Source organism: Antarcticimicrobium sediminis, assembly GCF_004348975.1.
In the GTDB taxonomy this organism is placed as follows: domain Bacteria; phylum Pseudomonadota; class Alphaproteobacteria; order Rhodobacterales; family Rhodobacteraceae; genus Antarcticimicrobium; species Antarcticimicrobium sediminis.
Genome location: NZ_SMFP01000039.1, coordinates 1 through 7236 on the forward strand (window position 1 = coordinate 1; position 7236 = coordinate 7236).

At 59.6% G+C, this 7236-nt stretch carries 11 protein-coding genes; 2 read left to right on the plus strand and 9 right to left on the minus strand.

Translation table 11 applies throughout. The features are described 5' to 3' along the window. The 5 genes from E1B25_RS21620 to E1B25_RS21640 form a co-directional block, all read right to left on the minus strand. Positions 1 to 228, minus strand: a 228-nt coding sequence (locus tag E1B25_RS21620; RefSeq protein ID WP_206338613.1) for a transposase, incomplete at its 3' end; no start/stop codon positions are given. 363 nt (positions 229 to 591) lie between these two features. Continuing rightward, positions 592 to 813, minus strand: coding sequence for an ATP-binding cassette domain-containing protein (locus E1B25_RS21625; RefSeq protein ID WP_206338614.1), 222 nt, complete (start codon positions 811 to 813; stop codon positions 592 to 594). Positions 814 to 860: 47 nt separating this feature from the next. After that, a complete protein-coding gene (locus E1B25_RS21630; protein ID WP_132831641.1) occupies positions 861 to 1769 on the minus strand; it encodes a mechanosensitive ion channel family protein in 909 nt (302 codons plus the stop codon). Between the two features lie 375 nt (positions 1770 to 2144). Then, on the minus strand, positions 2145 to 2591 hold the full coding sequence (gene rnk / locus E1B25_RS21635; RefSeq protein ID WP_132831642.1) for a nucleoside diphosphate kinase regulator: 447 nt from the start codon (positions 2589 to 2591) through the stop codon (positions 2145 to 2147). A gap of 88 nt (positions 2592 to 2679) precedes the next feature. After that, positions 2680 to 3132 carry a hypothetical protein gene (locus E1B25_RS21640; RefSeq protein WP_132831643.1) on the minus strand — a complete coding sequence of 151 codons (453 nt, stop codon included), beginning with the start codon at positions 3130 to 3132 and terminating at the stop codon, positions 2680 to 2682. Between the two features lie 311 nt (positions 3133 to 3443). On the opposite strand from E1B25_RS21640, the gene E1B25_RS21645 reads away from it, so the two are divergent. Further along, a complete protein-coding gene (locus E1B25_RS21645; RefSeq protein WP_132831644.1) occupies positions 3444 to 3698 on the plus strand; it encodes a hypothetical protein in 255 nt (84 codons plus the stop codon). On the opposite strand, the gene E1B25_RS21650 is transcribed toward E1B25_RS21645, so the two are convergent. The 3 genes from E1B25_RS21650 to E1B25_RS21660 are packed head-to-tail and all read right to left on the minus strand — an operon-like array spanning position 3695 to position 5789. Continuing rightward, on the minus strand, positions 3695 to 4135 hold the full coding sequence (locus E1B25_RS21650; RefSeq protein WP_245510819.1) for an iron-sulfur cluster assembly scaffold protein: 441 nt from the start codon (positions 4133 to 4135) through the stop codon (positions 3695 to 3697). The genes E1B25_RS21645 and E1B25_RS21650 overlap by 4 nt on opposite strands. A gap of 2 nt (positions 4136 to 4137) precedes the next feature. Further along, the gene (locus E1B25_RS21655) at positions 4138 to 4569 is read right to left on the minus strand and encodes a DUF1641 domain-containing protein (protein ID WP_132831646.1); all 432 of its coding nucleotides are present in this window, start codon (positions 4567 to 4569) and stop codon (positions 4138 to 4140) included. 29 nt (positions 4570 to 4598) lie between these two features. Continuing rightward, on the minus strand, positions 4599 to 5789 hold the full coding sequence (locus tag E1B25_RS21660; RefSeq protein WP_132831647.1) for an NAD(P)/FAD-dependent oxidoreductase: 1191 nt from the start codon (positions 5787 to 5789) through the stop codon (positions 4599 to 4601). 17 nt (positions 5790 to 5806) lie between these two features. Between E1B25_RS21660 and E1B25_RS21665 the strand changes: the two genes are divergently transcribed. Further along, positions 5807 to 6385 carry a helix-turn-helix domain-containing protein gene (locus E1B25_RS21665; RefSeq protein WP_245510820.1) on the plus strand — a complete coding sequence of 193 codons (579 nt, stop codon included), beginning with the start codon at positions 5807 to 5809 and terminating at the stop codon, positions 6383 to 6385. Positions 6386 to 6792: 407 nt separating this feature from the next. Here the strand turns inward: E1B25_RS21665 and E1B25_RS21670 are convergent, their stop codons facing one another. Continuing rightward, positions 6793 to 7080 carry a hypothetical protein gene (locus E1B25_RS21670; RefSeq protein ID WP_132831648.1) on the minus strand — a complete coding sequence of 96 codons (288 nt, stop codon included), beginning with the start codon at positions 7078 to 7080 and terminating at the stop codon, positions 6793 to 6795. Between the last annotated feature and the right edge of the window lie 156 nt (positions 7081 to 7236).

Below are 7236 nucleotides of genomic sequence, written 5' to 3' on the forward strand. Positions count from 1 at the left end.
GAAACCGGTCGCTTGGCGCAGCGGCAGCCCGAGGAGGGCCTTGAGGGTGAGGCAGGCCTGGATCGCAGCGTCGCTATAGGTCTGCTGACGGCCGCGACGCCCCGACGGAATGGCTTCCCACTGCATCGAGGGATCGAACCAAACGGTCAGTGATCCGCGCTGCCTCAGCGCCTGATTGTAGCTTTGCCAGTTGGTGGTCTTGTAGGTCGTCTTCGGAGGTCTGCTCATACCTTCCGGCTACTACATTGGATTCACGAGGTGAATCCCTAACCCCGCCTTTGCGCAACAACGCCGCCGTCAGGACTGTGTCCTTCTTAAACGCAATATACATCGGCGAGAACGGTATGCTCACCGGATTCTTCGCCCGGCTGCCCTGGTTTTCTGCGGCCAGCAGTCAGGGTAGCCGGGCGAGGTTGTCGGCGGACATCGGCGGGATGAAGCTGGCGCGCACCCACTCAAGGCCACGATAGACCGCCCCCTTGCTACCGCACCAATCAGGTTCCCCCGAAGATGGCGACTAAATCATATCCTCGATGACGCGGCCAAGTTCGTCCAGTAACGCAGTACATTCCCGTGGTCCACTTCCGCGTTTCAATCGAGGGGATGAAGCACCCGATGAAGAAAATCCCGTGTGCGAGGCTCTTTCGGGTCGCGAAGGACAGCTTGTGCTGTCCCTTCCTCGACGATTGCACCGCCTTCGAGAAAAAGCACCCTGTCGGCCACCTCTCGCGCGAAGCCCATCTCGTGCGTCACCACGACCATGGTCATACCTTCCTCGGCCACTTGCCTCATGACGCCGAGCACATCGCCCACGAGTTCTGGGCCACCCCAGACTGCGGAAAGCCATGTCGGTTCGACGGCTATTTCAGCACCCTATTGGGGGGCAAGAATGGATCATCCGTGACCAATTTGATCCTACGATGTGGAACGGCCGTTCCCACGCACCGCAGCGCTTCGTCGATCAGGCTATAGACCTCGTCCCGGCAATCGATATCGCGATCAAAGCGCGACAGCCAGTAGCGCACGGCATAGGTGATCCCGCCTTCCTCATAGGCCAGGATCTTCACATCGGGCGCCGGGTTTTTCTGGATAAGCTTCGCCTCCTGCAGGGCATGCAGGATCAGGCGCCGCGCCTCTTCCACGGGCAAGGCATGATCAAGCGTCAATGTGACCTGCGCCCGATATTGTGGCTTGGGAGCGGAATAGTTCGTGATCCGTTGCCGTGCGATCTGGCTGTTGGGCAGGATCATGTAGGTCGCATCCCGCGTCAGGATCCGCGTCGTCCGCCACCCGATCTCGATGACCCGGCCACGCGCCAAGGTGTCTATGTCGATCCAGTCACCGATGCGAAACGGCCCTTCGATTCCCAATGCCACCCCCGACAGCGTGTCCGCCACCACGTTGCGAATGGCAAACCCCAGCATTGCGAGGATAAGACCCGACCCCGCCAGCGCGCCCAGGGCCCCTTGCCCCAGGTAGAGCGACACCGTCGCCGTAAATGCGACAAGAAAGAGCGCCGCAGCGATCAGATCCTTGAGCAGGCGTGGATAAGGCCGTGAGCGTGCCGCAGCCTGATCGAGCGCCAAGGCCAAGATCCGGCTGATCAGCCAAGCCGCCGCGAAATAGGCCAGCGCCGTCAACGCGAGGTCGAAGTGCGCGTTGTCAAACGCGACCCCCGCCAAACCCGTCCCAAACAGGATCAACCCGAAAGACAGCGCAGCAAGGAGCGTTGGCCAGATGAGACGTTTTGCATGCTGTTTCGCGGTCATGGCCTTCGCCCTCCCGTCATCGCCTTGCCGGACCGGTATCGCCCCGCCACGGCACAGGAGGGGCAGCCCCCCGCATGGGCACGCGGAATCGACATATTGCAGAGGCTGCATTTCAATTCGCGGCCCCCCGCGGATCGCGCGATCGGTTCATGACAGAAGGGACATCGGTGGAGCGCGGCGCGCGGCAGGGCTTCGTTGCAACTGTTGCAGCGCTCACGGAGGGGATAAAGTGTCATGGAACTTGCTCCGAAAATCAGAAAGGTGCTGATGGCAGGCGGCATTGCCCGGAGAAAGCGCCAGACGGTTTACGTCATGGATCCCCCCCTCCGGGCCCGACATGTGCTGTCGGTTCGCCCTTTTCTGTGCGCGTCATTCTCAATTCGCCTCGGGGTCGTCGGCAGCGGCCTGTTCAACCCGGGTCACCGTCAGCATCCGGCGTTGGTTGTCGCGTGTGTCCCAGTAAAACGAGTCCCCTTCAGACAGACCAAGAAGCGCCACGCCGATCGGCGTCATCAGCGAAATCCGATTGCGCGCGATGTCGGCCTGCTCGGGGTAAACCAGCGTCACGCGCCGCTCCTGTCCGGTGGTGCCATCAATGTAACTGGCGGTGCTGCCAATCCCGATGGCGGTCGTCGGCATCTTTTGCGCCTTCACGATGCGCGCACGCCCAAGCTCGCTCAAAAGACGGTCCGCCAAGGCGGGATTGCGCTGCATCGCGCCCTCCGCCAAGGCTTCGATATGGGTAAGGTCGTCGGCATTGATCACGATCTTGGGGTGGCGCATACGGCGTTTTCGGGTGGGATCGCTCATGTGGATTGTCATTTGGAAAGCTTCCTTGTCTGGACGGGAAATCATTTGAGAGTGACAAAACTTGTGTCTCGGTCACGGATCTCGGTCACGGGCCGCGGGCTCAGCCTGGATGGGTCACACTCAGGACAGAAAGGGTGCCAATCGTTCCGTCTTCATGCAGCAAGGGCGCGCGTTGCCCGGTCCGCATCCCGATCAGCGTTGCCCCCAGCAGCGAGGAAACCGGGATCACGCCGCTGGCCCCTCCCGATCTGGCCCGGTGAACGAGTAGCCCGCTCGAGGCAGGTTTTTGGTCAACGGAATAGGCGACCTGACAGCCCCCGGTCACGAGATCACCGGCATAGACATTGTCGACCGGTTCCAGCGTCATCAGCTTGTGCAACAGGACATGGGACAACAAGAGCGACGCGGGGCGCCCTGTGCTTTCGCACTGGTTCAGGTGGTGTTGCAGCTGCCGATAATCCGCTTCCGGCAAGATCGACCATTTATGCGACCGCGCCTTGGGGCCAAGGGTGTTCGCGGAACTGGGTAAACGGGTATGGTGAATGCTGGACATGATTTCCCCTCGGACGACAGAGCGCCACGCGTTTGGTTCTGGACTGTGAGGAGGCCCCGGGGGGTGTGCCAGGCGCGAACGCGCCTAAACCGCCCGAGGAAAGGGGCGGTTCAGCAGTAGAAATCGGAAATGATCTGCATGTTCCAACATGCCCATAAAATTAGCATTGGATTCTGACAAGTCAATCGCTGCGGGAAGCGCCAGCGGTTCAATAGGCAATCGTACGCCAACGACGCTCGCATCGGTGTCCCCATATAGAAGGGCCGAAATATTCGCACCGCCGCCATTCGGCTGGTAAAAATAGCTGCGCTATGCATGAATGGCAGGTCTGCAGCAGTCGCGGTGCGTTGTTCAACAGCCAAGCAAAGGCCGGCCCGAAGTTTTCACATTTACCCGTTTTCAAAGACAGCCTGTGCGTCTTCGACATCGACGTCGATGTCGTGGGAGCGGGCTATGCTGTCCATATTGGTGTGACCGAGGGGGCTCTGATGATGTGGAATAAACGCTCGACGGAGATGCCGTTATCGGGCTGGATCATCACGTTGGGCCAGATGATTTGCCATTAACTTAGCTCTGCGAACCCTTGTGCAATCGCTTGAAATGGGAGGCCCATGGACGCGAAACGGGTTGGAAAGCTTCGCGCAGCAGTGAAAACCGACAAGTCGCTCCAGGCTGAGGGGAAATCGACATCCTGACCTTGGAGCAGTGTGGAAAGCAGCCGACCGGCGTCAGCGATCTGGTCCCGCGTCTGTCCTACCCCCACTTGCCTGACAATCCCCAGCGAGGCCATTCCAAGTGTACAGGCGCGCGCCCTCCAGCCGAGCCCGACAAGGATGCCATCGCGAATGGCAAGGTCCAGTGTCATCATGCTACCGCACACCGGGCTGCGGCAGGTCACAGTAACATCCGGCGCCTCTAAGCGGCGATCAGCGCGCACCCGGGCGGAAAATTCCCGGATGCGCGGTTGATAGAGCGCGGTCAATGCCGCGTCGCTGTCGGCCATGCTCAGGCCTCGTCGGCCCCGGCCGCAGTCTGGCGGCCCAGCACGGCAAGGAATTGCAGCACGAAATGCATCCCGCGGCGCACGTCCTCGTCGCCGACGGTGCGCAACAGGCCAAGCCGTGATGGCACCGGCTGATGCGCCGCCTGATTGGCAGCGAACCGCGCTGCGTTCGACAGCATCCAGGCATTGCTCACGACATCCTCGTAAGTTGCCATCATCTTCTGGATCATCGCATCATCGGCCATGTCCACGCCGTCCGAGGCAAGCGACAGCAGATCGATGACATTGTGCAGCCTGCGCCCCTGAATCAGGGGTGCCAGTTTGTTGGCCAGATCGACGAGCCCGGCCTCGGTGGCCGCGTCGGCAAAGGCGCTGTCCTGGTTGATACGTTCGAGAAGCGGAGTGTCCGCTCCGGTTGCAGTGGGGTTCGCCATGGCGTCCTCCTGTTCCATGATGTGAGAGATCAGACGATGCCGCGCGCGACAGACCAGTAGATGCCGCGGTTGAAGGCCTTGCGCAGGAGCCCACCAACCTTGGTGGGCGGCGTTGGATGCACGTCTTCGTCGTAGTTGTACCAAAGCGGCATACCTGCTTCGAGACCCATCTGGGCGACGGCCTGAACCTTGCCGTCATAGGCATCGACGGTCCGACCCAGCCGCAGGTCACCCGCGATATTGTTCGCGATGACAGGCGATTGGTTGTGGCACGACCCACCCGCCTTGGAGATCGGCAGATCCACCGTGTCGCCCATCACATAGGCATTGGGAAAGCCGTCAAGTTGCAGCGTTTCACGATTGGTGGGCAGCCAGCCTTCGTTGTTGGGCGCCTGCGACACGCCGCTTTCCAACACCGCGTCAACGGCACGGATGGGCGGCGTGGACATGAGAATGTCGAAATCCTGCTCCTCTCCTTCGGCGGAGATCGCGATCTTTTTCTCGGCGTCGACCTTGGCCAGAGTGAAGCCGCGCTCATACTTGATGCCACGCTCCTCAAATATCGGGGGGAGAACGGAACAGACCTCTTCCTGCAGGAAGAGACAGTTACGTAGCAATTGCGAGACAGTGGGATAGGTATATACGATTTCGATCTGATCGCGGATGCCCTTGCGGCGCAGATATTCGTCGAGCATCAGCGTCGTTTCCATCGGCGCGATGCCACATTGGTGCGGAACATTCGGCGTTTCTGGGAAGTTCACAGTGATGAAAACCCGGCCCTTCTCCAGTTTGCGCAGCTTTTCCGATAGTTGGCGCGCCGGGTCGTATTGATAGAAATAGTCCCCCGCTTCCTTCAGCCCCTCGATCCGTTCGGGCGCCGGCAGGCATCCGGTGGAGACGACGATGTAGTCGTATCCGATCGTCTTGCCGCTGGCGGTCTTGACCGTGGAGCCGGCGAAGTCGAACGCGGTAACCTTGTCGACCTGAAAGTCGATTTCAGGACGCAGCAGCGTTTGCTGTTTGCGCCGCAACTCGCCCTGAAAAAACATGTCAAAGGCGACGTACATGAACGCCGGCTTGTAATAATGCCACGGGCTGTCCGACAGCATGGTGACCTTGACCTTGCCGGCGGAAACCTCGGGATACATCTTGCTGACGATGTTGTTCGCGGTCATCGTGCCGCCGATCCCGCCGCCAACGACGAGTATATGTTTTTGCATAATGCCTCCTCCTGCATATGGCGATTTTCCAATGGGGGAAGATGGAGCCTCCACTGGCTGCGCCTGAACTGCTTATCAAATGCGACCAATTTCCCCTTGTAGCCAAGCGGCAACCTTTCCAATCTGGAAAGGGGCGCCGGTGCTGGCGCGGGGAGGAACGGGAAAAAATGGCGGACGGAGACGACAGCGAACAGGCGCGCGCAGCCCTGCGAACCGAGGTTCAAGGCCAGATCATCGAGTGCCTGAACCGGTTTTACGCGATGGAAACGGGGATGTGGGGCAGCCCGGTGGACTGCTTGATCATCCGGACCGTCGTGCAAGGCAGGATACAGGGAAAGCTTTATGACCTCTCCGCCCTCTCCGAGGTTCTGGGCCTTCCTATCAGCACACTGCACCGCAAGATTGGCACCTTGGTGAAAAGCGGCTACCTACGGCGCGAGCCACGCGGAAAATCCGTCTATATTGCGCCAACAGAGATTACCAATATCGAACTGGACAAGTCATTTGAATCCATGGTCGCGACGTTGCGCCGCTTGTACAATGGCGACTTGGATATCGAAATGAAGGCCATATGCGGCATTGATTGCGCCACTTGAAAAGCTGGACCTGTCGCGCTTTTGTGCCGCTCCAAGTGCTCGTAAAGCGACTTGGTAACTCGCGTCAGGATCCACTACTTCCCATACTTTGGACAGGAGGTGGCGTAATTTCAGCGACTCGTCACTGCAGCTGATCATGTTGATCGATATCGTTTTTCTCCCAATAGACCGGCGCTGACGACCGGTCGCCAAGAGCTAAGTGTGGGCGCGGGTGGATCATCGTCGCCTCCCGAACTGGCTTGCCAACTCAGCCGCCGTCTCCTCGCCCTTAAAAGCTCCCAGCGCTACCTTCGCCTTGAACTCGGGCGCGTGCTGCTTGCGTTCCGACATCTTTGATCTCCTTCTCGCCGAAGATCAGAAAACTACAATTCATAGCTTATGTCAGTGTCCGAATTTAGGGGGGCAGATCACGTTTCGTCCTTTGTCCCGATGTCGCCAGCGCGATCCAACAACGCCTGCGCCATCAAGAAAAGGACATCGACCGATTGGCTTGTCGCGATCTCGCCGCGCCGCAGGTTCTGACGCAGGGCAATACCGTCAAAGGACAGCATGAGTGCATGGGTCAGCGCCTCGCGCTGAACCTGATCAGAGTCCGGCAGCGTGCGCCCGATCAGGTGATGGATCCGCGATAGTGTCCACAAAAGCAATTCGGGTGTGTAGTCGTCGCCGGGCTTGGCGGTTGCGAGCGCCTGCACCAGCGTCAGCGTCTGGCCCGAGCGATCAGCTGCAATTGTGAACAGGCATGCAAAATTGACCCCGTAGCGGGGTGATCGGCGTCCAAAAATGACCCCCTTACACTGATGTGGATAATGCCCCCGAGGCTATCGGGGAGCACAGTGTGGGATGTTGGT

Coding starts and splice junctions, on each gene's coding strand:
- E1B25_RS21630 (WP_132831641.1), bottom strand. CDS start 1,769: ATGACCGCGAAACAGCATGCAAAACGTCTCATCTGGCCAACGCTCCTT.
- rnk (WP_132831642.1), bottom strand. CDS start 2,591: ATGACAATCCACATGAGCGATCCCACCCGAAAACGCCGTATGCGCCAC.
- E1B25_RS21640 (WP_132831643.1), bottom strand. CDS start 3,132: ATGTCCAGCATTCACCATACCCGTTTACCCAGTTCCGCGAACACCCTT.
- E1B25_RS21645 (WP_132831644.1), top strand. CDS start 3,444: ATGCATGAATGGCAGGTCTGCAGCAGTCGCGGTGCGTTGTTCAACAGC.
- E1B25_RS21650 (WP_245510819.1), bottom strand. CDS start 4,135: ATGGCCGACAGCGACGCGGCATTGACCGCGCTCTATCAACCGCGCATC.
- E1B25_RS21655 (WP_132831646.1), bottom strand. CDS start 4,569: ATGGCGAACCCCACTGCAACCGGAGCGGACACTCCGCTTCTCGAACGT.
- E1B25_RS21660 (WP_132831647.1), bottom strand. CDS start 5,789: ATGCAAAAACATATACTCGTCGTTGGCGGCGGGATCGGCGGCACGATG.
- E1B25_RS21665 (WP_245510820.1), top strand. CDS start 5,807: ATGGCGATTTTCCAATGGGGGAAGATGGAGCCTCCACTGGCTGCGCCT.